Source organism: Pseudomonas sp. ZL2, from assembly GCF_054788455.1.
The window spans coordinates 65,178-84,293 of the sequence record NZ_JBGOGX010000065.1 but is presented as its reverse complement, the minus strand read 5'-3'; the positions used below and the strand labels follow the sequence as shown (position 1 = coordinate 84,293).

Here is a 19,116-nt window from a genome sequence, read left to right as displayed (position 1 = left end):
AACGGAGGTGAAAAAAAGTGGGGGTGGAAATTTTTCCCTCACACGACGCTCTTCCGATCTACAGATCGCTATCGCGGGGCAAGCCCGCTCCCACAGGGTGCCGGAAAACGCTATCAGCGATCGGGCAGGGTGATGTTGAGTTCCAGGATCGAGCAGCTGCCCTGGTTTTCCAGAGCGACCTGCACATCATCGGAGCCGATGTTGACGTACTTGCGGATCACTTCCACCAGTTCCTTCTGCAGGGCTGGCAGGTAGTCCGGAGTACTGCGCTGACCGCGCTCGTGCGCCACGATGATCTGTAGACGCTCTTTCGCGACCGAGGCGGTGCTTACTTTTTTGCTGGCACGAAAGAAGTCAAAAAGGTTCATTGGTTAGTTGCCTCCAAACAGGCGCTCGAAGAATCCCTTCTTCTTCACATCAAGGAACCGATGTTCCACGTTTTTGCCCAGCAGGCGGTCAACGGTATCGCTATAGGCCTGGCCAGCATCGCTCTGGTCGTCAAGAATCACCGGTACACCCTGGTTGGATGCCTTGAGCACCGCCTGGGATTCCGGAATAACACCCAGCAGGGCCACCGAGAGGATTTCCTTGACGTCTTCGACGCCGAGCATTTCGCCCTGGCTGACGCGCTCCGGATGGTAGCGGGTGATCAGCAGGTGCTCCTTGATCGGGTCTTCGTTGCGTTCGGCGCGGCGCGATTTGCTCGCCAGCAGGCCCAGCATACGGTCCGAGTCACGTACCGAGGAGACTTCCGGGTTGGTCACGACAATCGCTTCGTCCGCGAAGTACATGGCCAGGTGGGCGCCTTTCTCGATACCGGCCGGCGAGTCGCAGACCACGTATTCGAAGTCCTCTTTGAGCTGCATCAGGACTTTTTCCACGCCTTCCTGGGTCAGCGCGTCCTTGTCGCGGGTCTGGCTGGCGGCCAGCACGTAGAGGTTCTCAAGGCGCTTGTCCTTGATCAGCGCTTGCTGCAGGTTGGCTTCGCCGTTGACCACGTTGACGAAGTCGTACACCACGCGGCGTTCGCAGCCCATGATCAGGTCGAGGTTACGCAGGCCGACGTCGAAGTCGACGATGACAGTCTTGTGGCCGCGCAGTGCGAGGCCGGTACCAATAGCGGCGCTGGTGGTGGTCTTACCCACACCACCCTTGCCGGATGTAACCACGAGAATCTTGGCCAAGGTGTTTCACCCCTAAAGAAAAGGACGTCGAGTCCCTAAAAATACAAAAAACGGCAACATCAAAAAAAGTTGCGCAGAAAATGGCGGCAAGTATCCGTTAAAGACGGGTGATGTTCAACACGTCACCGGACAGGCTGACCTGCACCCCGGCCCCCCACAGCGGATCGCGGCGCAAGTCCTCGGAGACCTTGTATTGCCCGGCGATCGAGACCATCTCGGCGGTCAGCTGCTGGCAGAAGATCCGCGCGCGGGTGTTGCCCTTGATCCCGGCCAGTGCCCGTCCTCGCATTGCACCGTACACATGGATGTTGCCATCGGCGAGAAGTTCCGCCCCCGGGCTGACCGACGACACCACGACCAGGTCGCCGCCCTGGGCGTAGATCTGCTGGCCACCACGTACTGGCGTGGTGATGATCTTGGTCGGGCGGATGGACGGTTCCGGCGGGGGCGGCGGTGCTGGCGCAGGCTCGGGCTTCTTCACTTCCGGCTCTGGCTCCAGCGGCCGCTCACGGGCGCCGGACGGCGGCAGCACCGGCAGGTCGATGGCGATCGCTGCGGCGATGTCTTCGATACGGCTGGCGCGGATGGCCAGGGTGCGCAGGCCGTGATGGCGGCAGACGCGCATCAGCCCGGGCAGGTCGACCGCGCCTTCGCCGGCCGGGAGCTTGTCCAGGGCTAGCACCAGCGGGGTGTTACTGAAGAAATTCGGTGCCTGGGCCACCTTGGCCGCCAACTGCCGGTCGAGGCCTTCGAGGTTGTTCCGGGCAAGCTCGAGCACGGTAATGGCGAGCATGCTGCCCTTGAGCTGGAACACGGGGTCTTGGTCTGGCGTTTGGGATTGGCTCATGGTCTGCATTAGGGCGGCTTGTTACGAAAAAGTGCCCAGACTTATAACGAGAACACCGGTTGGCCGCAACCCGTGCCGAACCGTTGTAGAATGCCCGGCCCTTGTCTTTCCGGAATCTTTAATGGATCGCCCGCGTTTTCGTCGTTACTTTCTGCACCCGCGCTTCTGGCTGCTGTGGCTGGGGCTGGGCCTGCTGTGGCTGATCGTGCAGCTGCCGTACCGGGCATTGCTGGTGATCGGCCGTGCCCTGGGGGCGCTGATGTACCGGGTGGCCGGCGAGCGCCGCTACATTGCGGCGCGCAACCTGGAACTGTGTTTCCCCGAACTACCGTCCGTCGAACGGCAGCGTCTGCTCAAGGAAAATTTCGCTTCCACTGGCATCGCCTTCTTCGAAATGGCCATGAGCTGGTGGTGGCCAAAGGCCCGCTTGGCGCGCCTGGCGCACATCGAAGGGCTGGAACACCTGCAGGCTGCCCAGCGTGATGGCCAGGGTGCCATTCTCATGGCCCTGCACTTCACCACCCTGGAGATCGGCGCCGCACTGCTGGGCCAGGAACATACCATCGACGGCATGTACCGCGAACACGGCAACCCGGTGTTCGATTTCATCCAGCGTCGGGGCCGCGAGCGGCACAACCTCGATTCGCTGGCGGTGGAGCGTGAGGACGTGCGCGGCATGCTCAAGCTGCTGCGCGCCGGACGCGCCATCTGGTACGCACCCGACCAGGACTACGGCGCCAAGCAGAGCCTGTTCGTGCCGCTGTTCGGTATCGAGGCGGCGACCGTTACCGCCACCACCAAGTTTGCCCGGCTGGGCAGGGCGCGGGTGATTCCCTTCACCCAGCAGCGCCTGGCCGACGGCAGCGGTTACCGGCTGGTGATTCATCCGCCGCTTGCGGACTTCCCCGGCGAGACCGAAGAGGCCGATTGCCTGCGCATCAATCAGTGGATTGAAGCTGCGCTGCGCGAGTGTCCGGAGCAGTACTTGTGGGCGCACCGGCGCTTCAAGTCGCGGCCCCCGGGGGCGCCCAAGCTCTACGAAAAACGGCGTTGAGGCTATCGCTGGCAAGCCAGCTCCCACAGGGTCGAGCCAGCCCTGAACCTGTGGGAGCCGGCCTTGCCGGCGATAGGGGCGACACAATTGGCGGGAGGAACCCATGGCAGCAAAACCGATCACCGGCTTGATCCTCTCCGGCGGTGGCGCCCGCGCTGCCTACCAGGTCGGTGTGCTGGCCGGCATCGCCGACCTGCTGCCGCCGGGCGCGGCCAATCCCTTCCCGGTGATCGTCGGCACCTCGGCGGGCGCCATCAATGCCGTGACCCTGGCCAGCGGCGCCTTGCACTTTGCCGACGCAATCCGCCGCCTGACCAGCTTCTGGCAGGGCTTTCGCAGCCATCAGGTGCTGCGCAGCGACTGGCCTGGGGTAATCCGCCAGGCCAGCCGCTTCGTCGGCCATAGCCTGCTCGGCCTCGGCGCACCGGTGCCGGTGGCGCTGCTCGACAGCTCACCCTTGCGCAAGCTGCTCAGCGAACACCTGGACATGAACGGCATCGGCCACGCCATCGAGCAACAGCACTTGCGTGCCGTGGCGGTGACGGCCTTCGGTTACGAATCCGGCCAGGCGGTGACCTTCTACCAGGGCAGAGGCGCCATCGACCCCTGGCTGCGCCACCGGCGTATCGGCCTGCCGACCCGCCTGAGCGTCGAGCACCTGCTGGCAAGTTCGGCGATCCCGTTGCTGTTCGCGCCGGTCAAGCTCGGTGAGGAGTTCTTCGGTGACGGTGCGGTGCGCCAGTCGGCGCCGATCAGCCCGGCGCTGCATCTAGGGGCCAGCCGGGTGCTGGTGGTCGGGGTCAGCGGCAACCCGCAGCGGCCCAATGAAGGCGAGATGCGTCAGCGCATCTTCAGCGGTCAGCAACCGAGCCTGGCGCAGATCGGCGGGCACATGCTCAACAGCACCTTCATTGACAGCCTGGAAGACGATATCGAACTGCTGCAGCGGCTCAATCATCTCAGCCACCTGATGCCCGAGCACCTGGAACGCCGGCGCCTGGGCCTGGCGCCGGTCGAGGTGCTGGTCGTCGCGCCCAGCCAGCCATTGGACGAGATCGCCGCCCGCCACCGGCGTGAATTGCCGGCCGCCCTGCGCCTGTTCCTGCGCGGCCCGGGAGCGACCAAAACCAGTGGCGCCGGGGTGCTCAGCTACCTGCTGTTCGAAGCCGGTTACTGCTGCGAGCTGATCGAGCTGGGGCGCCGCGACGCGCTGGCCAAGCGCCGCGAACTGTGTAGCTTTCTCGGCCTGCCGCCGCTTGCCTAGAACAGCTTACTCGGCGATCTGCAGCTTGCGCGCCTCGGTGTAGACGTAGCGCACCTTCTCGTACTCGAACGGCGAGTTCAGCTGGCCATAACGGAAGCTGGTGGTGTAGCGCTTGTCGACACCCCGCAATATCCAGACTTCCGGATGATTGCTGCTGACTTCGGCAACGTTGAGGAAGTTGATCCAGTTCTCGGCGCTGTAGTCCACCGCCAGGCCCCCGGTATCGCGCAGGTTCGACGGACCGAGGATCGGCAGCATCAGGTACGGGCCATCCGGCACGCCATAGAAACCCAGGGTCTGGCCGAAGTCTTCGCTCTGGTGCGGCAGGCCCATCTTGCTCGCCGGGTCCCACAGGCCGGCAACGCCGATGGTGGTGTTGAGCAGCAGCCGCGCGGTGATTTCCATCGAACGTTTGCCCTTGAACTGCAACAGGCTGTTGAGCAGGTTGGGCACATCGCCAACGTTGCTGAAGAAATTGCTCACGCCGGAACGCACGAAGTGCGGGGTGATGTAGCGGTAGCCGTTGACTACCGGCAGGAATACCCATTGGTCAAAGCGGTAGTTGAAGTGATAAATCCTGCGGTTCATCGACTCGAGCGGGTCATAGACGTTCAGCGCCGCCAGGGTCGAGCGTTCGAATTCGCGCTGGTCCAGGCCCGGGTTGAATTTCAGTTCCTTGAGCGGTTCGGTGAAGCCATCGGTATCGACCTTGTCGGCCTCGATGACGCTGGCGCGCGGCGCGGTTTCTTCGGCTGCCTGGGCCAGGCCGCTGGCCAGCAGCGCGCTAATAATCAGTAGGCGTTTAACCACGGAAGAACTCCAGCATGTCGTCGCTGTTGACGCGGTAATTGAGGTTGCCGCAATGGCCGCCGTGAGGGTACAGGGTCAGGCGGTCGCCAAAGGCGCTACGCAGGAAGCCCAGGTCGCCAGGACCGAGGATGACGTCGTCGGCGTTGTGCATCACGGCGATTTTCGGGCTCTTCTGCAGGTAGTCCTTGAGCGCATAGAGGCTGACCTGATCGACCAGTTGCAGCAGGCTGCCGCCGTCAGTGCGGGCACGCCACATGGGGATCACCTGCTCCGTCAGGTAGCAGTCGAAGTCGCATTGCAGGGCACGCTTGAAGAACGGCGTGAGGCTGCTGCCTTCGGTGATCGGGTACTTGGGCGGAATGATCAGGCCACGGCGGTTGATCAGGTCGGAGGTAAAGGCGATATCGGCCGCCGAGAAGCGGAACGAGGTGCCGATGACCATCGCCATCTGTTCATTGGACAGGTGCTGGCGCGACTGCTGGAAGTCGTAGAGCAGTGCATCGTTGAGGTCGATGTAGCCTTTCTGCTGGAAGTAACGGGTCAGCTTGTTGAGTACCAGCTCATAAAAAGTCGTGCTGTTGTTGACGCCCTTGACCTCGGTCTGCACCAGCTTGTCGAGGTTGCTGATCGAGGTGTAGAGGTTGACCGGCGGGTTGAGCAGCAGCACGCGCTTGAAGTTGAAGCTGCGCCGGGTTTCGTCCAGGTGGCTTACGAAGGCTGCGTCCAGGGCGCCGAGGCTGTAACCGCTGAGGTAGTACTCGCTGACCGGCAGGCGCGGGTGCTGGGCACGCACACCCTGCATCACCCGGTAGAGGTCTTCGGCGTCTTCCTTGGTTACGCCTGGGGTGGCGTGGCGCGAGGCGGCGGTGATGAAGTCGAAGCTGGTCGGCGACGACAACTGCACTACGTGGTAGCCGGCCTTGTAGTAGAGCTTCTTCAGGTATTCGTTGATGCTGCTGGAGTAGGGCGCGCCGGTACCGGCGATCAGGAAGATCAGCGGCGCTTCGTGGTCCTGGCGGGCCAGGCGGTACTTGAGTTGTTTCACCGCCCAGAAGTTGTCCGGCAGGGTGAAGGCCCGCTCCGGACGCATGTTCAGGCTGTAGTCGGACTGGGTGATGTCGTCGTCGCTGGGCAGTTCCGGGCGTAGCTCCGGCGGCGTCGTGGCGATGGTCGCCTCGAACGGGTTGGTCAACGGATAGCCATAAGTGGCGGCGTCGATGGTTTGTGCCCAAGCGCACGCACTCGAGATAAAGCCACCCAACAGGGCAGCGAGGCGCAGAGAACGAAGCATGACGGATCCCCAAAAAAGCAGCAGCAAAGTGCGTTACGCAGGCTAGGACCATGGTGGCCCTGGCAAAGTTGCCTGGCGCTCCGGCATTTATCGTCCCAGATGTTGCCGCTGTCCCATGAGGGCTCGCAACAATTGGTTCCATTTCTCTATAGGACAAAGTAGCTGAGGCTGGCGCTTTTGCCTTGCATAGACGCCCCGGACGATTATGCTGGGCGCCGATTTCAAGTTTCTGGAGTGTCGCATGTCCCGCCGTTTACCGCTGATCGCTTTGCTGGTTTTTCTGCCCTTGTGGCTGGCGGCGAGCTATGGGCTGCGTTATGTGCTGATGGAAGATGCCCACTGGGTCGCTACCTGCGCCGACCAGGCGCAACTCTGGGGCTGCCAGGCGCGTTCGGTGATGGGCTTGATGATTCACTTCAGGGTGCTGGCGTGGTCGGCTTTGGGCCTGGCGTTGCTGGCCATGCTGGTGTCCGGACGCGCAGGCTGGCGCCTGGCGGTTGCGGCACTGGTGTGCGGCATTCCGGCGTTGGTGCTGTACACCGCGAGCATTGCCGTGTTTGCCGTGGTGCTGGCGGGGTTGCGCTTGGTGCGGCGCTCCAGCTGACATTGCGGCGCTGCCATCGCTGGCAAGCCAGCTCCCACAGGATCTGTTGTGGGAGCGGCGGTGCGACGCCTCGACTTGCCCCGCGATGGCTCACTGCTGAACCCGAACCCTCAGGCTGCGCCACAACGCCGCCACCATCAGTACACTGACCCCGGCCCAGACCAGCGCCTGCTGGTTGCTCAGCCCCTCAAGGAATAACTGCGGGGCAATGCCGCCACCAATGATCAACGCCAGCAAGGCCGCTTCAGCCCGTCGTGCCGCTACCGGCCGCAGCAGGTACACCACCGCCGGCAACAGCAAGGCCGGGCTCGGGAAACTGCGGTACCGCGGGTCGAACACCAGCGCCAGCATGCTTACCGACGCAGCAAAACCTGCCGCCAGCAACCACCAGCCCGCACGCGCTTCAAGCCAGGCAAACGCCCGTTCGCGCCAGCCCTGGCGCTGCGCCAATGCCAGCGCGGCATGGGCCAGCACCAGCAGGTTCAGCCCCACCAGCAGGATCGCCCAGAGCCACTCTCCGGCAAAACGGCTGTTGATTCGCACCATTTCGCCCCACAAGCCCAGGCTGGCTGCGCCCAGCGCTGCCAACAGCGGCAGCAGCAACGCAGCGCGGGTACCGCGCACACGCCCGGCCAGCAGCAGGGTGATGCCGAACAGCACGACACCGGCACCCAGCCATTGCGGCCAGAACGTCAGGTTGCTCACCGGCCCTTCAAGAATGCCCTTGTCCTGACGGTCGGCGTCATACAGGCCCCAGTAGCCACCCACGGCGCCTTCGCTGGCACGTTTCCACGGCTGGTCGAAGGCTTCGATCAGGTTGTACTTCCAGCCCTGTTGTTCGGCCATGGCGACGAAGCCACGGATAAACCGCGCCTCGTTGACCCGGCTGGGCAGGGCGGTCTCGCGCTGGCGGCCTTCGCTCGGCCAGCCGGTTTCGCCAATGACGATATCCTTGGGCGCGAAGCGGTTGCCGAACACCTGGCGAATCTCGCCGACGTGCACCAGGGCATCGTCGATGCTCTTCGGATCGTCTTCCCAGTAGGGCAGCAGGTGGATGGTCAAGAAGTCCACCGTCGGGGCGATCTCCGGGTGCTGCAGCCAGAATTCCCAGACATCGGCGTAGGTCACCGGCACGCTGACCTGGCTTTTCACCTGGTTGATCAGCGCCGCCAGTTGCGGGCCGGTGACTTCCTTGCGCAGCAGGGTTTCGTTGCCGACGATCACCGCCTTGACCACATCCGGGTTGGCGTTGGCCGAGGCGATCAGGGCCTTGACCTCTTTTTGCGAGTCCACCGGGTTGGCGTTGATCCAGGCGCCGAGCATCACCTTCAGGCCATGCTTGCGGGCCAGGTCCGGGATGGCCTCAAGGCCGGTCATCGAGTAGGTGCGAATGCACTCGAAACGCTGGGCCAGCAGGGCCAGGTCGGCGTCCATGCGTGCCGGGCGCAACTGGAACGGTTGGTCGAACGGCGATTGGTCCTTGTCGAACGGGGTGTAGGAGGCGCATTGCAGCTTGTGCGAAGCGCTGGCCGCATCCGGCAGCACCACCGGCTTGCCCAGGCCGTACCACAGCCCTCCCAGGGCAAACAGGCCCAGCAGGCAGGCGAACAGGTAGGGTAGGAGCGGGAAGCGCGCAGTCGAGGGCATGGATCGGACCGTCTGGGAACAAAGCCGCCAATAGTACCCGCAAATGGCGCCGGCCAAAGCCTTGGGCTACAAACTTAGCCAGGGTGGGTGTTGCTTGATGTAACGATCTGCCTTGCTGGCGATGTGATGTCGTTTCTCGTTGCCTTGAGGTCGTTACCAGAGCAGGTCAGCGACCATGCGCGGTTGATGATGCAGCTTCCGTGACGTGACGAGGGGATGCTTGGATGAAAATGCGACGACTCCTGGGGGTGGGCACCGCCCTGGTAATGGCCATTGGCGCGGGGCACGCGCTGGCCAAGGAAGTGAGCATCGGCTATGTCGATGGCTGGTCCGACAGTGTGGCGACCACCAACGTCGCCGCCGAAGTCATCAGGCAGAAACTCGGCTATGACGTCAAACTGCAGGCCGTGGCCACCGGCATCATGTGGCAGGGGGTCGCCACCGGCAAGCTCGACGCCATGCTTTCGGCCTGGCTGCCGGTAACCCATGGCGAATACTGGACCAAGAACAAGGACAACGTGGTCGACTACGGCCCCAACTTCAAGGATGCCAAGATCGGCCTGATCGTCCCCGAGTACGTCAAGGCCAGTTCCCTGGCCGACCTCAAGACCGATGACAGCTTCAAGAAAAAAATCGTCGGCATCGACGCCGGCTCCGGCGTCATGCTCAAGACCGACCAGGCAATCAAGGACTACGACCTGGCCGGTTACAAGCTACAGGCCAGCTCCGGCGCGGCGATGACCGCAGAACTGGGCCGCGCCTATGCCAAGCAGCAATCGATCGCGGTGACCGGCTGGGTGCCGCACTGGATGTTCGCCAAGTGGAAGCTCAAGTTCCTCGAGGATCCCAAAGGCGTGTATGGCGCCGCGGAAACCGTCAACAGTATCGGTAGCAAGGACCTGGACAAGAAGGCGCCGGAAGTGGCGGCGTTCCTGAAGAAGTTCCAGTGGCAGTCCAAGGATGAAATCGGTGAGGTCATGTTGGCCATTCAAGAGGGCGCAAAACCCGAAGCCGCGGCCAAGGACTGGGTGGCCAAACACCCGGAACGCGTAGCGGAATGGACCGGCAAGTAATGGCTTAAAGCCTCTATCTGGCACCTTCCAGGGCCGCGGCAGCGAAAACGCTGTCGCGGCCCTGTCGTTTCAGGCTGTTACCGAATCGGTAAAAGAGTTTTGCATCTAAGACTAAGGTCGTCTGGAGTGCGTTCGAAGGCAGCATAAAGTGGAGTGGGTTCTACCTAATCTGTGCTGCGAGGACAAAAACAATGAACGACAGCATTTACCTCTCGATACAAAACAGCCCGCGGTTCAAGGAGCTGGTATCAAAACGCGAACGCTTCGCCTGGATTCTCTCGGCGATCATGCTCGGTCTCTATTCCGCCTTCATCCTGTTGATTGCCTATGGCCCGCATGTATTGGGTGCCAAGCTCAGCCCTGACTCGTCGATCACCTGGGGTATTCCCCTCGGTGTTGGTCTGATCGTCTCGGCCTTCATCCTCACGGCCATCTACGTGCGTCGCGCCAACGGCGAGTTTGACGAGATGAACAAGGCGATCCTCAAGGAGGCTCAGCAATGATCCGGCGTCTACTGGCAACCCTGGCCTTCGGCGTTTTTGCACCCGCCGTCTGGGCCGCTGACGCCCTCACCGGCGCGGTGCAGAAACAACCGTTGAACGTGTCGGCGATCGTCATGTTCGTCGCCTTCGTCGGTGCCACCCTGTGCATCACCTATTGGGCTTCCAAACGTAACAAGTCCGCCTCCGACTACTATGCCGCCGGCGGGCGTATCACCGGTTTCCAGAACGGCCTGGCGATTGCCGGCGACTACATGTCGGCAGCCTCTTTCCTGGGTATTTCCGCCCTGGTGTTCACCTCTGGCTACGACGGCCTGATCTACTCGATCGGCTTCCTGGTCGGCTGGCCGATCATCCTCTTCCTGATCGCCGAACGCCTGCGCAACCTGGGTAAATACACGTTTGCCGATGTGGCCTCATACCGCCTCGGGCAGAAGGAAATCCGCACCCTGTCGGCCTCGGGTTCGCTGGTGGTGGTGGCCTTCTACCTGATCGCGCAGATGGTCGGTGCCGGCAAGCTGATCCAGCTGTTGTTCGGCCTCGACTACCACGTCGCGGTGATTCTGGTCGGCATCCTGATGTGCATGTACGTGCTGTTTGGCGGCATGCTCGCGACCACCTGGGTACAGATCATCAAGGCGGTGCTGCTGCTTTCCGGTGCCAGCTTCATGGCGCTGATGGTAATGAAGCACGTCAACTTCGACTTCAATGCGCTGTTCTCCGAGGCGATCAAGGTTCACCCCAAAGGTGAAGCGATCATGAGCCCGGGCGGCCTGGTCAAGGATCCGATCTCGGCGTTTTCGCTCGGCTTGGCGCTGATGTTCGGTACCGCTGGCCTGCCGCACATCCTGATGCGCTTCTTCACTGTCAGCGACGCCAAGGAAGCGCGCAAGAGCGTGCTGTACGCTACTGGCTTCATCGGCTACTTCTACATCCTGACTTTCATCATCGGCTTCGGCGCGATCCTGCTGGTCAGCACCAACCCTGAGTTCAAGGACGCCGCCGGCGCCCTGATCGGCGGCAACAACATGGCGGCGGTGCACCTGGCCGATGCCGTGGGTGGCAGCGTGTTCCTCGGCTTCATCTCGGCGGTAGCCTTCGCCACCATCCTGGCAGTGGTTGCCGGCCTGACCCTGGCCGGTGCCTCGGCGGTGTCCCACGACCTGTATGCCAGCGTGATCAAGAAGGGCAAGGCTAACGAGAAGGATGAAATCCGCGTCTCGAAGATCACCACCATCGCCCTCGCGGTGCTGGCGATCGGCCTGGGCATCCTGTTCGAAAGCCAGAACATTGCCTTCATGGTCGGCCTGGCATTCTCCATCGCCGCCAGCTGTAACTTCCCGGTTCTGCTGCTGTCGATGTACTGGAAGAAACTGACCACCCGTGGCGCCATGATCGGCGGCTGGATGGGCCTGATCAGTGCCGTGGCGCTGATGATCCTCGGCCCGACCATCTGGGTGCAGATCCTCGGTCACGAGAAGGCGATCTACCCGTACGAGTACCCGGCGCTGTTCTCGATGATCATTGCCTTTGCCGGTATCTGGTTCTTCTCGATCACCGACAAATCCAAGGCAGCCGACGATGAACGTGCGCTGTTCTTCCCGCAGTTCGTGCGCTCGCAGACTGGCCTGGGTGCCAGCGGTGCGGTGTCTCACTAAGTAGGCAAAAGGCAGCCTTTGGCTGCCTTTTCAGCCACAAGCCACAAGCCACAAGTTGAAGCCGTGCGCGTACTGCTTTGACTTGCGGCTTGCCGCTTATGGCTTGCAGCTTTTCTATATCTTGCCGAGCAACAACAGGATCAACAGGATGATCAGCACGGTACCGATGATGCCGGACGGCCCATAGCCCCAACTTCTGGAGTGCGGAAAGACGGGTAAGCCACCGATCAACAGCAGAATCAGGATGATGATAAGTATGGTGCCCATGGCAGTATCCTTGTTTGACTTGAGAAGTAGGCGTTACGGTGCAATCCATCTCTTCGGTCATGTGTTTCATGCCCGCCTGTTAATTCCGACTCCTGCCAGTGGCTAAAAGTTTTATTGCATCTTTACTCGGCACTTTCACCCTTGTTTGCCCTGGCCATTCAGCATCCTGATACTGCGTGGGTCGCGGCGTCGCCTTCGCTACACTGGCCTGAACTTTCCAGAACAGTACAAGGCAGCCTGCTATGCAAAAGCGCATGATGATCACCGGTGCCGGCTCGGGGCTTGGGCGCGAAATAGCCTTGCGCTGGGCGCGCGAGGGTTGGCAATTGGCCCTGGCCGATGTCAACGAGGCCGGCCTCAAGGAAACCCTGGCGCTGGTGCGTGAGGCTGGTGCCGACGGCTTCGTGCAGCGCTGCGATGTGCGCGATTACAGCCAGCTCACCGCCCTGGCCCAGGCTTGTGAAGAAAAACTCGGCGGTATCGATGTCATCGTCAACAACGCCGGGGTGGCCTCTGGCGGCTTTTTCGCCGAGCTGTCGCTGGAAGACTGGGACTGGCAGATCGCAATCAACCTGATGGGCGTGGTCAAGGGCTGCAAGGCCTTCCTGCCGTTGCTGGAGCGCAGCAAGGGCAAGATCATCAACATCGCTTCGATGGCAGCCTTGATGCAGGGCCCGGCGATGAGCAACTACAACGTCGCCAAGGCCGGGGTGCTGGCCCTGTCGGAAAGCCTGCTGATCGAGTTGCGCCAGCAGGAAGTGGCGGTGCACGTGGTATGCCCGTCGTTCTTCCAGACCAACCTGCTCGACTCGTTCCGCGGCCCGACCCCGGCGATGAAAGCCCAGGTCGGCAAGCTGCTGGAAAGCTCGCCGATCAGCGCCGCCGATATTGCCGACTACATCCACCAGCAAGTGGCCGCCGGCGAGTTCCTGATCCTGCCCCATGAGCAGGGCCGCGAAGCCTGGAAGCTCAAGCAGCGCAACCCGCAGATGCTCTACGACGAAATGGCCAGCATGGCCGAGAAAATGCGCGCCAAGGCCCGGCCTTCCCAGGCGTGAGCGCCGGTGTCAGGTATTCTTGGCCATCCCTGAAACAGCCTTGAGTACCTGGTGTGATCAATTACCTGTGGTTTTTCCTCGCGGCGGTCTTCGAGATCGCCGGTTGCTATGCCTTCTACATGTGGCTGCGCCTGGGCAAGAGCGCGTGGTGGATTGCCCCGGCCTTGCTCAGCCTTACCCTGTTCGCCCTGATTCTCACCCGTGTCGAGGCCGCTTATGCCGGTCGCGCCTATGCCGCCTATGGCGGTATCTACATCGTCACGTCGCTGTTGTGGCTGGCGCTGGTCGAGCGTGCCCGGCCGCTGGGCAGTGACTGGATCGGCGCGCTGCTGTGTGTATTGGGCGCGAGCATCATCGTCCTGGGGCCACGCCTGCAGAGTGCTTGAAGGAGCGAAAACCAAGGAAATCTGTAGGCAAAGTCGCTTGGGAAAGTGGGATTTGTCTAATTAGCCGCCGGAGCATTGAAGGCGTCCGGCACCCCGTGCAGTCTCCGGATTCCCTGATTTGTGGAGGAGCGGAGCATGTTGGTAATAGGCCGGGAAATAGGTGAAATCATCGCCATCGACGATCACATCAAGATCAAGGTGTTGTCGGTGGAAGGCAACACGGTGCGCTTCGGCATCAGCGCGCCACGGCACATCGAAGTGCACCGGGCGGAGATCTACAAACGCATCGTCGAACATCTGGCCAAGCAGGCGGGCTGAATCAGTCGAGCAGTTCCCTGGGAACGTCGTGCTTGGCCAGCAGCTGGCATTGCTGGCTGTCGAGATCGAAGAGAATGAACGCCTGTTTTTTTGCCAGCGCCTGGCGCACTCGCAGCACGCGGGTTTCCAGCGGGGTGTCGTCACCGTTGTCGGTGCCGTCGCGGGTGACGAAATCCTCGATCAGGCGGGTGAGGGTTTCGGCTTCCAGTTGGTCGTAGGGAATCAGCATGAACAGGACAGGTCTGGCGAAAAGGTACTGCCATGCTACGCGAAACCTGTCCTGGCTGTGTAGGCGCTAGTGCTTGTTGCCGACCAGGCTATCGACTGCCGGCACGCGGGTATCGCTTTCCATCTGCGTATCGTGCTCAAGCTGATGGCTGAAGCTTTCCAGCGAACTGCCGGTGGCTTGCGAGTCGCTGGCGAACACCGGCGGGCTGAGCAGGTAGGCGGTCAGCAGGCGGCTCAGCGCCGCCAGGCTGTCGATATGGGTGCGCTCGTAGCCGTGGGTGGCGTCGCAACCAAAGGCCAGCAGGGCGGTGCGGATGTCGTGGCCGGCGGTGATCGCCGAGTGCGCGTCGCTGAAGTAGTAGCGAAACAGGTCGCGTCGCGCCGGCAGCTCGTACTCGCGGGCAAGCTTGAGCAGGTGGCGGGACAGGTGGTAGTCGTAGGGGCCGGCGGAGTCCTGCATGGCCACGCTGACTGCATGCTCGCTGGAATGTTGCCCGGGCGCCACCGGGGCAATGTCGATGCCGACGAATTCACTGACGTCCCAAGGCAGGGCTGCGGCGGCGCCCGAGCCGGTCTCTTCGGTGATGGTGAACAGCGGGTGGCAGTCGATCAACGGCTGCGCGCCGCTTTCAACCACGGCCTTGAGCGATGCCAGCAGCGCTGCGACACCGGCCTTGTCATCCAGGTGGCGGGCGCTGATATGGCCGCTCTCGGTAAATTCCGGCAACGGGTCGAAGGCGACGAAGTCACCGATGCCAATGCCCAGCGACTCGCAATCGGCGCGGGTGGTGCAGTAGGCATCCAGGCGCAGTTCGATGTGCTCCCAACTGACCGGCATCTGGTCGATGGCGGTGTTGAACGCATGCCCGCTGGCCATCAGCGGCAACACGCTGCCGCGCAGCACGCCAGTGTCGGTGAAGACACTGACGCGGCTGCCTTCGGCAAAGCGGCTGGACCAGCAACCCACCGCTGCCAGCGACAGCCGGCCGTTGTCCTGGATCGCCCGCACGCTGGCGCCAATGGTGTCCAGGTGCGCGGACACCGCACGGTCCGGTGAGCTCTTGCGGCCCTTGAGGGTGGCGCGGATGGTGCCGCGGCGGGTCAGCTCGAAGGGGATGCCGAGCTCTTCCAGACGTTCGGCGACGTAGCGCACGATGGTGTCGGTGAAGCCGGTGGGGCTGGGGATGGCGAGCATTTCCAGCAGGACTTTCTGCAGGTAGTTGAGGTCCGGTTCGGGGATCTGTTCTGGCATGCGAACTCCTGTGCTCATGGCGCCGGTCGGCTGTGGGGGAACAACAGGTCGACGAAGCGCTCGGCAGTTGGTTGCGGTTCATGGTTGGCCAGGCCGACCCGCTCATTGGCTTCGATGAATACGTAGTCGGGCTGGTCGGCGGCCTTGACCATCAGGTCCAGGCCCACCACCGGAATGTCCAGGGCGCGGGCGGCGCGGATGGCGGCGTCCACCAGCACTGGGTGCAGGCGTTCGCTGACGTCCTCCAGGCAGCCTCCGGTGTGCAGGTTGGCAGTGCCGCGCACCACCAGGCGCTGGCCAGCGGGCAGCACGCTGTCGTAGTCGACGCCGGCGGCGTGCAGGGTGCGCTGGGTTTCGTGGTCCAGGGGGATGCGGCTTTCGCCGCCGGTCGCCGCCTGGCGCCGACGGCTCTGGGCTTCGATCAGGGCGCCGACGGCGTGCTGGCCGTCGCCGACGATCTGCGCCGGATGGCGGATGGCGGCGGCCACCACCTCGAAACCGATGACCACGATGCGCAGGTCGAGGCCGGCGTGGAAGCTTTCCAAGAGCACGCGGCTGTCGAATTGCCGGGCGGCTTCTACCGCTTCATTGATTTCCTCCAGGGTGGTCAGATTGACTGCCACGCCGTTGCCTTGTTCGCCGTCCAGCGGCTTGACCACCACCGCGCCGTGGTCTTCGAGGAAGGCCAGGTTGTCGTCGGCATTGCCGGCCAGTTGCTGCGCGGGGACTTGCAGGCCGGCGTTGGCGAGCACCTTGTGGGTCAGGCTTTTGTCCTGGCACAGGGTCATACTGACCGCCGTGGTCAGGTCGCTCAGCGACTCCCGGCAACGTACCCGCCGACCGCCATGGATAAGGGTGAACAGGCCGCCATCGGCATCGTCGACTTGCACCTCGATACCGCGCCGGTACGCCTCTTCGACGATGATCCGCGCATAGGGGTTGAGCCCGGTTTCAGGGCTTGGGCCGAGGAACAGCGGCTGGTTGATGCCGTTCTTGCGCTTGACCGCGAAGGTCGGCAGGTTGCGAAACCCCAGCTTGGCGTACAGGCGCTTGGCCTGGCGGTTGTCGTGCAGCACCGAGAGGTCGAGGCAGGTCAGGCCGCGGCTCATGAAGTGCTCGATCAAATGCCGCACCAGCACTTCGCCGACACCGGGACGGGTGCACTGTGGGTCCACCGCCAGGCACCAGAGGCTGCAGCCATGCTCCGGATCGGCGAAGGCCTTGTAATGATTCAGGCCCATGACGCTGCCAATGATCGCGCCGCTGTCTTCGTCTTCGGCCAGCCAGTAGACCGGCCCGCCATGGTGGCGCGGGGTCAGCAGCTCGGGGTCGATCGGCAGCATGCCGCGGGCCTGGTACAGGGCGTTGATGGCCTGCCAGTCGCTGTCGCTCTGCGCCCGGCGGATACGAAAGCCGCGAAACACCCGCTGCGCCGGACGGTAGTCGCTGAACCACAGGCGCAGGGTATCGGACGGGTCGAGGAACAGTTGCTGGGGCGCCTGAGCCAGCACTTGCTGCGGCGCCGCCACGTACAAGGCGATATCGCGCTCGCCGGGGCGTTCGTCGAGCAAGGCGCTGGCCAGGCTGGCCGGGTCAGGGTAGGTGTGGCCGATCAGCAGCCGGCCCCAGCCGCAATGCAGCGAACGCGGCTGGTCGTGGGGCTGGCTGCCATCGCCGGCCAGTTGCGCCTGCAGTCGCTCATAGGACGGCACCTGGCCGCGCAGCAGGCGCTGGCCGTAAGGTGAGGCATGGGCTTTCATCGATCAGATTCCTTGTTCGCTGAGCCACAGGTTCAAGGCGGCCAGTTGCCAGAGCTTGGAGCCGCGCAGCGGCGTCAACTGACCATGGGGATCGCTGAGCAGGCGGTCGAGGGCGGCGGGGTTGAACAGGCCGCGGTCCTGGCTGGGATCGAGCAGCAGTTCACGCACCCAGTCCAGGGTTGCGCCCTGCAGGTGCTTGAGGCCCGGCACCGGGAAGTAGCCCTTTTTGCGGTCGATGACTTCGCTGGGGATGACCAGCCGCGCGGCTTCCTTGAGCACCTGCTTGCCGCCGTCGGGCAGCTTGAAGCGTGCCGGGATGCGCGCCGAGAGCTCCACCAGGCGATAGTCGAGGAACGGCGTGCGCGCCTCCAGGCCCCAGGCCATGGTCATGTTGTCGACCCGTTTGACCGGGTCGTCGACCAGCATCACCGTGCTGTCCAGGCGCAGGGCTTTATCCACCGCATCGCTGGCCCCGGGCTGGGCGAAGTGCTGGCGAACGAAGTCACCGGCAGCGTCGTGATCGAGCAGCCAGGACGGCTGCACGGTGGCGGCGTAGTCGTCGTAGCTGCGGTCGAAGAAGGCCTCGCGATAGGCCGCGAACGGATCGCGTGCGCCGTCGACCTGCGGGTACCAGTGATAACCGGCGAACAGCTCGTCGGCGCCCTGGCCGCTTTGCACCACTTTGCAGTGCTTGGCCACCTCCCGCGACAGCAGGTAGAAGGCAATGCAGTCGTGGCTGACCATCGGCTCGCTCATGGCACGGAAAGCTGCCGGCAATTGCTCGATGACCTCCCGCTCGTCGATGCGCAACTGATGATGACGGGTGCCGTAATGGCGGGCGATCAGGTCGGAGTACTGGAACTCGTCGCCACGCTCGCCGCCGGCATCCTCGAAGCCGATGGAGAAGGTCGACAGGTCGTCGACGCCGACCTCGCGCAGCAGGCCGACCAGCAGGCTCGAATCGACACCGCCGGAGAGCAGCACGCCGACATCCACGGCGGCGCGCTGACGAATCGCCACCGCCTCGCGGGTGCTGTCGAGTACACGATCGCGCCAGTCCTCCAGGCTCAGGTCCTGTTCATCGGTGCGCGGGCCGTAATGCAGTTGCCACCAGACCCGCTGCTCGCAGCGGCCCTGGGCGTCAATGCGCATCCAGCTGGCCGGTGGCAGTTTCTCGACATTGGCCAGCAGGGTGCGCGGCGCCGGCACCACGGCGTGGAAGTTCAGGTAGTGGTTGAGCGCCAGCGGGTCGAGCACCGGGTTGATGTCGCCGCCTTTGAGCAGCGCCGGCAGGCTTGAGGCAAAGCGCAGGCGTTCGCCGGTGCGCGACAGGTACAGGGGTTTGACCCCGAGGCGGTCGCGGGCGAGGAACAGTTGCTGGCTGTCGCGCTCCCAGATCGCCAGGGCAAACATGCCGTTCAGGCGCGGCAGCAGGTCGGCGCCCCAGGCGTGATAACCCTTGAGCAGCACTTCGGTATCACCGTCCGAATAGAAGGCATAACCGAGGCTTTCCAGCTCGCTGCGCAGCTCGGGGAAGTTATAGATGGCACCGTTGAAGGCCAGCGACAGGCCCAACGGATTATCGACCATGGGCTGGGCCGAGCCGTCGGACAGGTCCATGATTTTCAGTCGGCGATGGCCGAGGGCAATCGGCCCCTGGCTATAAAAGCCCCAGGCGTCGGGGCCGCGAGGTGCCAGGTGATGGGTGATCCGCTCGACTGCGGCGAGGTCCGCCGGGCGTGGTGGGTGGGCAACAGGGGTGAAACGAAACTCTCCAGCTAATCCGCACATAAGTCCTTACCGGTTTTGCCGTTGGGGAAAGTGCCCGAACCGCGGGCACATGGAAACTGACCGGTGCGGATAGCGAGAGTTTTAGATCAATCGGTTATAAGCTGTAGCTGCAAGCGCCAAGCTT

At 63.1% G+C, this 19,116-nt stretch carries 20 protein-coding genes; 9 read left to right on the top strand and 11 right to left on the bottom strand.

Annotation, left to right across the window (positions count from 1 at the left end; all coding sequences use genetic code 11):
- Positions 1-113 precede the first annotated feature (113 nt).
- From minE to minC, 3 genes are all read right to left on the bottom strand, one after another.
- The gene (gene minE / locus ABM562_RS27705; RefSeq protein ID WP_010224188.1) at positions 114-368 is read right to left on the bottom strand and encodes a cell division topological specificity factor MinE; all 255 of its coding nucleotides are present in this window, start codon (positions 366-368) and stop codon (positions 114-116) included.
- Positions 369-371: 3 nt separating this feature from the next.
- A complete protein-coding gene (gene minD / locus ABM562_RS27700) occupies positions 372-1,184 on the bottom strand; it encodes a septum site-determining protein MinD (protein WP_045195453.1) in 813 nt (270 codons plus the stop codon).
- A 97-nt stretch (positions 1,185-1,281) separates the two neighbouring features.
- Positions 1,282-2,031 (bottom strand): septum site-determining protein MinC, encoded by a 750-nt coding sequence (gene minC / locus ABM562_RS27695; RefSeq protein ID WP_415842499.1) that lies wholly within the window; start codon positions 2,029-2,031, stop codon positions 1,282-1,284.
- 121 nt (positions 2,032-2,152) lie between these two features.
- Between minC and ABM562_RS27690 the strand changes: the two genes are divergently transcribed.
- Positions 2,153-3,085 carry a lipid A biosynthesis lauroyl acyltransferase gene (locus tag ABM562_RS27690; protein WP_115085795.1) on the top strand — a complete coding sequence of 311 codons (933 nt, stop codon included), beginning with the start codon at positions 2,153-2,155 and terminating at the stop codon, positions 3,083-3,085.
- A gap of 103 nt (positions 3,086-3,188) precedes the next feature.
- Complete coding sequence (locus tag ABM562_RS27685) at positions 3,189-4,349, top strand: patatin-like phospholipase family protein (protein ID WP_115085796.1); 1,161 nt, start codon at positions 3,189-3,191, stop codon at positions 4,347-4,349.
- A gap of 6 nt (positions 4,350-4,355) precedes the next feature.
- On the opposite strand, the gene ABM562_RS27680 is transcribed toward ABM562_RS27685, so the two are convergent.
- Positions 4,356-5,159, bottom strand: a complete 804-nt coding sequence (locus tag ABM562_RS27680) for an MlaA family lipoprotein (protein ID WP_134061652.1) — start codon at positions 5,157-5,159, stop codon at positions 4,356-4,358.
- On the bottom strand, positions 5,152-6,450 hold the full coding sequence (locus tag ABM562_RS27675) for a serine/threonine protein kinase (RefSeq protein WP_115085798.1): 1,299 nt from the start codon (positions 6,448-6,450) through the stop codon (positions 5,152-5,154). The genes ABM562_RS27680 and ABM562_RS27675 overlap by 8 nt, the downstream gene beginning before the upstream one ends.
- 241 nt (positions 6,451-6,691) lie before the next feature.
- Here ABM562_RS27675 and ABM562_RS27670 point away from each other — a divergent pair, with 241 nt between their 5' ends.
- Positions 6,692-7,054, top strand: a complete 363-nt coding sequence (locus ABM562_RS27670; protein ID WP_115085970.1) for a hypothetical protein — start codon at positions 6,692-6,694, stop codon at positions 7,052-7,054.
- A gap of 90 nt (positions 7,055-7,144) precedes the next feature.
- Here the strand turns inward: ABM562_RS27670 and ABM562_RS27665 are convergent, their stop codons facing one another.
- Entirely contained in the window at positions 7,145-8,701 is a 1,557-nt protein-coding gene (locus ABM562_RS27665; protein WP_460423936.1) for a glycoside hydrolase family 17 protein, read from the bottom strand.
- A 224-nt stretch (positions 8,702-8,925) separates the two neighbouring features.
- On the opposite strand from ABM562_RS27665, the gene ABM562_RS27660 reads away from it, so the two are divergent.
- The 3 genes from ABM562_RS27660 to ABM562_RS27650 all read left to right on the top strand — a co-directional run bounded on the left by ABM562_RS27660 (position 8,926) and on the right by ABM562_RS27650 (position 11,932).
- A complete protein-coding gene (locus ABM562_RS27660; RefSeq protein WP_115085800.1) occupies positions 8,926-9,774 on the top strand; it encodes a glycine betaine ABC transporter substrate-binding protein in 849 nt (282 codons plus the stop codon).
- A gap of 191 nt (positions 9,775-9,965) precedes the next feature.
- A complete protein-coding gene (locus ABM562_RS27655; protein WP_010224173.1) occupies positions 9,966-10,277 on the top strand; it encodes a DUF485 domain-containing protein in 312 nt (103 codons plus the stop codon).
- On the top strand, positions 10,274-11,932 hold the full coding sequence (locus tag ABM562_RS27650) for a cation acetate symporter (RefSeq protein WP_115085801.1): 1,659 nt from the start codon (positions 10,274-10,276) through the stop codon (positions 11,930-11,932). The genes ABM562_RS27655 and ABM562_RS27650 overlap by 4 nt, the downstream gene beginning before the upstream one ends.
- Positions 11,933-12,046: 114 nt before the next feature.
- Here ABM562_RS27650 and ABM562_RS27645 read toward each other — a convergent pair whose 3' ends face one another.
- Positions 12,047-12,199, bottom strand: a complete 153-nt coding sequence (locus ABM562_RS27645) for a DUF3309 family protein (RefSeq protein ID WP_010224169.1) — start codon at positions 12,197-12,199, stop codon at positions 12,047-12,049.
- Positions 12,200-12,441: 242 nt separating this feature from the next.
- Here ABM562_RS27645 and ABM562_RS27640 point away from each other — a divergent pair, with 242 nt between their 5' ends.
- The 3 genes from ABM562_RS27640 to csrA all read left to right on the top strand — a co-directional run bounded on the left by ABM562_RS27640 (position 12,442) and on the right by csrA (position 13,961).
- Positions 12,442-13,257 carry an SDR family oxidoreductase gene (locus tag ABM562_RS27640; protein ID WP_134061658.1) on the top strand — a complete coding sequence of 272 codons (816 nt, stop codon included), beginning with the start codon at positions 12,442-12,444 and terminating at the stop codon, positions 13,255-13,257.
- A 53-nt stretch (positions 13,258-13,310) separates the two neighbouring features.
- Positions 13,311-13,643: a YnfA family protein gene (locus ABM562_RS27635; protein ID WP_115085803.1), complete on the top strand. Its 333-nt coding sequence runs from the start codon at positions 13,311-13,313 to the stop codon at positions 13,641-13,643.
- Between the two features lie 135 nt (positions 13,644-13,778).
- On the top strand, positions 13,779-13,961 hold the full coding sequence (csrA, locus tag ABM562_RS27630) for a carbon storage regulator CsrA (protein WP_115085804.1): 183 nt from the start codon (positions 13,779-13,781) through the stop codon (positions 13,959-13,961).
- 1 nt (position 13,962) lies between these two features.
- Here the strand turns inward: csrA and ABM562_RS27625 are convergent, their stop codons facing one another.
- From ABM562_RS27625 to ABM562_RS27610, 4 genes are all read right to left on the bottom strand, one after another.
- Positions 13,963-14,190, bottom strand: a complete 228-nt coding sequence (locus tag ABM562_RS27625) for a YheU family protein (protein WP_010224164.1) — start codon at positions 14,188-14,190, stop codon at positions 13,963-13,965.
- Between the two features lie 66 nt (positions 14,191-14,256).
- Entirely contained in the window at positions 14,257-15,441 is a 1,185-nt protein-coding gene (locus ABM562_RS27620) for an osmoprotectant NAGGN system M42 family peptidase (protein WP_115085806.1), read from the bottom strand.
- Between the two features lie 14 nt (positions 15,442-15,455).
- On the bottom strand, positions 15,456-17,201 hold the full coding sequence (gene ngg / locus ABM562_RS27615) for an N-acetylglutaminylglutamine synthetase (protein ID WP_134061660.1): 1,746 nt from the start codon (positions 17,199-17,201) through the stop codon (positions 15,456-15,458).
- Positions 17,202-17,204: 3 nt separating this feature from the next.
- Positions 17,205-18,992 (bottom strand): N-acetylglutaminylglutamine amidotransferase, encoded by a 1,788-nt coding sequence (locus tag ABM562_RS27610; protein WP_460423935.1) that lies wholly within the window; start codon positions 18,990-18,992, stop codon positions 17,205-17,207.
- Between the last annotated feature and the right edge of the window lie 124 nt (positions 18,993-19,116).

Excerpts from the sequence above, each read along its gene's own strand:
- minE (WP_010224188.1), bottom strand. The coding sequence starts at position 368 with ATGAACCTTTTTGACTTCTTTCGTGCCAGCAAAAAAGTAAGCACCGCC.
- ABM562_RS27670 (WP_115085970.1), top strand. The coding sequence starts at position 6,692 with ATGTCCCGCCGTTTACCGCTGATCGCTTTGCTGGTTTTTCTGCCCTTG.
- ABM562_RS27650 (WP_115085801.1), top strand. The coding sequence starts at position 10,274 with ATGATCCGGCGTCTACTGGCAACCCTGGCCTTCGGCGTTTTTGCACCC.
- ABM562_RS27645 (WP_010224169.1), bottom strand. The coding sequence starts at position 12,199 with ATGGGCACCATACTTATCATCATCCTGATTCTGCTGTTGATCGGTGGC.
- minC (WP_415842499.1), bottom strand. The coding sequence starts at position 2,031 with ATGAGCCAATCCCAAACGCCAGACCAAGACCCCGTGTTCCAGCTCAAG.
- ABM562_RS27685 (WP_115085796.1), top strand. The coding sequence starts at position 3,189 with ATGGCAGCAAAACCGATCACCGGCTTGATCCTCTCCGGCGGTGGCGCC.
- ABM562_RS27655 (WP_010224173.1), top strand. The coding sequence starts at position 9,966 with ATGAACGACAGCATTTACCTCTCGATACAAAACAGCCCGCGGTTCAAG.
- ABM562_RS27640 (WP_134061658.1), top strand. The coding sequence starts at position 12,442 with ATGCAAAAGCGCATGATGATCACCGGTGCCGGCTCGGGGCTTGGGCGC.
- ABM562_RS27660 (WP_115085800.1), top strand. The coding sequence starts at position 8,926 with ATGAAAATGCGACGACTCCTGGGGGTGGGCACCGCCCTGGTAATGGCC.
- csrA (WP_115085804.1), top strand. The coding sequence starts at position 13,779 with ATGTTGGTAATAGGCCGGGAAATAGGTGAAATCATCGCCATCGACGAT.
- ABM562_RS27625 (WP_010224164.1), bottom strand. The coding sequence starts at position 14,190 with ATGCTGATTCCCTACGACCAACTGGAAGCCGAAACCCTCACCCGCCTG.
- ngg (WP_134061660.1), bottom strand. The coding sequence starts at position 17,201 with ATGAAAGCCCATGCCTCACCTTACGGCCAGCGCCTGCTGCGCGGCCAG.
- ABM562_RS27620 (WP_115085806.1), bottom strand. The coding sequence starts at position 15,441 with ATGCCAGAACAGATCCCCGAACCGGACCTCAACTACCTGCAGAAAGTC.
- ABM562_RS27665 (WP_460423936.1), bottom strand. The coding sequence starts at position 8,701 with ATGCCCTCGACTGCGCGCTTCCCGCTCCTACCCTACCTGTTCGCCTGC.
- ABM562_RS27675 (WP_115085798.1), bottom strand. The coding sequence starts at position 6,450 with ATGCTTCGTTCTCTGCGCCTCGCTGCCCTGTTGGGTGGCTTTATCTCG.
- ABM562_RS27690 (WP_115085795.1), top strand. The coding sequence starts at position 2,153 with ATGGATCGCCCGCGTTTTCGTCGTTACTTTCTGCACCCGCGCTTCTGG.
- ABM562_RS27610 (WP_460423935.1), bottom strand. The coding sequence starts at position 18,992 with ATGTGCGGATTAGCTGGAGAGTTTCGTTTCACCCCTGTTGCCCACCCA.